At 36.0% G+C, this 863-nt stretch carries 2 protein-coding genes; both read left to right on the top strand.

Annotated elements, in window-relative coordinates; all coding sequences use genetic code 11:
• Positions 1-410 precede the first annotated feature (410 nt).
• Entirely contained in the window at positions 411-650 is a 240-nt protein-coding gene (locus tag R7044_RS24710; protein WP_001139687.1) for a CopG family ribbon-helix-helix protein, read from the top strand.
• A partial coding sequence (locus R7044_RS24705; protein ID WP_169697607.1) for a type II toxin-antitoxin system RelE/ParE family toxin occupies positions 640-863 on the top strand: 224 nt, incomplete at its 3' end. The genes R7044_RS24710 and R7044_RS24705, both read left to right, overlap by 11 nt.

Genomic DNA, 863 nt, shown 5'->3' with positions numbered 1-863 from the left:
AGTTACTTTATTTGAATTAGACATTGTTGTCCCTTATTAAATTAATTATATCGCGAAATACGAAGTGCTAAGATATTGAATTATTTAATGTATCTATGAAGCTAAGGGAAACGCTGAGGAAAACAACAATTACGAAGAAATTCTGAGGGCTTTACTTTTACAACTGGATTTTGCATTTAATAACTCTGAACAGCAGAGCGAAGCTAGTATTACCTAATCTGCATATGATGTAAATGATTTTTTGACAGAGATCACAAAAATCATTTAGGTTCTACTAACAAAAAATGGAAATTGGTCATCGATAACTCATCAAAAATAAAGAAGTTTTTTTAGTGTTCATTATTCCTATTATGGTAAATCCTCCCTCTTGTATTACAATGCATACAACGCAATACAAGAGGGAGACCACCATGCCATCTATGTCGGTAAGAATTCCTGACGATATCGAGCAAAAGTTAACGCAGCTTGCTGAATCAACAGGCAGAACAAAGTCTTGGATAACAAACCAAGCTATCCAAGATTACTTAGAGCGTGAGCTTTGGCAGATAAATGAAATTAAAGAAGCTCTTAGCGAAGCTGATGCAGGTCATTTTGCTAGTGCAGATGATGTGAAAAGTGCTTTCTCTAAGTGGGGTGTGAATGCAGATTAAATGGCTAAAAAAAGCATTAATCAATTTAGAGCATTCAGCTGAATACTTACAGGAACAAAACCCTCAGTCAGCAAGGGACTTTGTTAAAGAAGTTCACGAACTAACAGAACTCCTGAAAGCAAACCCAGCAATGGGACGACCAGGGAGAGTGTTCGGAACAAGAGAACTAATCTTGCAAAAGTTTCCTTACTTAATACCTTATCGAGTCAAAGA

This window comes from Vibrio sp. 1402 (assembly GCF_033340275.1).
This window is presented reverse-complemented; position numbering and strand designations above follow the sequence as displayed.